The organism is Stenotrophomonas sp. 05L44_2, assembly GCF_056665995.1.
Genome location: NZ_JBFTNR010000874.1, coordinates 1 through 1,527 on the forward strand (window position 1 = coordinate 1; position 1,527 = coordinate 1,527).

1 protein-coding gene is annotated in these 1,527 nt (G+C 66.3%); it reads left to right on the forward strand.

What is annotated here, in order from left to right; genetic code table 11:
• Positions 1–38: 38 nt before the first annotated feature.
• Positions 39–1,527: alpha/beta hydrolase family protein (locus AC1VAN_RS21560; protein ID WP_480986710.1), on the forward strand; the 1,489-nt coding region annotated here is incomplete at its 3' end.

The window sequence follows — 1,527 nt, forward strand, 5'->3', positions numbered from 1 at the left end:
GGCGTGTTCCGCCCGCAGGACAAGAACCACGCCAAGGCGTGTTCCGCCCGCAGGACAAGAACCACGCCAACACCTTTGAATGGGTGAGCAACGAGCGCCTGCTGGTCGGCCTGGCCGAGAAGCTCGGAGTACTCGATACGCCGCAGCCCACCGGTGAACTGTACGGGGTCAACGTCGATGGCAAGGGCGGGGAACTGCTGGTCGGCTACCGCGTGCAGGGGCGCGGGTTGGGTACGCGCATCCAGCCGAAGAAGGTGGAGGACGTCGCGGCCTTCCTCACCGACGAACTGGCGGGCGACGACCGCAATGTGCTGATCGCGGTATGGCCCTTCGCCGAGGACCCCTACACCCGGGTCGAGCGGCTTGATGTGGTCAGTGGACGTCGCGTGCGCGTTTCCGGTTCACCCGTGCAGCGTGCCGATTTCACTACCGATCATCAGGGTGAAGTGCGCTTCGCCCACGGCGCAGCGTCGGACAACGTCAACAAGCTSTACTACCGCGCCGGGACCAATGCGCAGTGGTCGCTGGTCAATGACGAGTCGCTGAGCCACCGGATAGAAACCGCAATCGGCTTCTCCGAAGATGGCGCGCTGGCCTATCTGCAGGTCGAGCAGCCCACCGGGCCCGATGCCATCGTCAGCTGGAACCCACAGACCGGCCAACGGCGCGAGGTGCTGCGCGATGGCGTGGTCGACCCCTACGCGATCATCTTCCGCCCGGGCACCCGCGTGCCGGTGGGCGCGCTGTTTGCCGGCGATGCACCGCGCACGCGCTTCTTCGATGAGAAGGGCGCCGATGCCCGTCAGTACCGCAGCCTTGAAGCGGCGTTCGGTGGCCCGGTGTTCATCACCTCCAGTACCCGTGATGGCGGCAAGGTGGTGGTGCAGACGTGGTCGGGCAGCAATCCCGGGGATTTCTACCTGTTCGACACCCGCGCAAAGGCCGCCGAGCATCTGCTCAGCCGCAGCGAATGGATCGACCCGAAACTGGCCGCCACCGTGCGTCCGTTCTCGCTGAAGGCGCGCGACGGACTGCCGCTGCACGGCTTCCTGACCCTGCCGCCGGGCAGCGAAGGGCGCAATCTGCCGTTGGTCGTGCTGCCGCACGGTGGCCCCATCGGCGTATTCGATGAGGGCAGCTACAGCAACGAGCCGCAGATGCTGGCGGCGGCAGGGTATGCCGTGTTGCAGGTCAACTTCCGTGGTTCGGCCAACTATGGCCGCGCGTTCACCCAGGCGGGTGCGAAGCAGTGGGGCGCGGCCATGCAGGACGATGTGACCGACGCCACCCGCTGGGCCATCGCAGAGGGCATCGCCGACAGCAACCGCATCTGCATCTATGGGGCCAGCTACGGTGCGTATGCCGCGATGATGGGGCCRATCCGCGAACCCGGGCTGTACCAGTGCGCGGCCGGCTACGTCGGTGTGTACGACCTGCCGCTGATGTTCAGTGGTGAGGCACAGTTGAGCGATTCGGCCATGGCCTGGCAGCGCGAATGGGTAGGCGATCCGAAGACTCTGGGAGCCC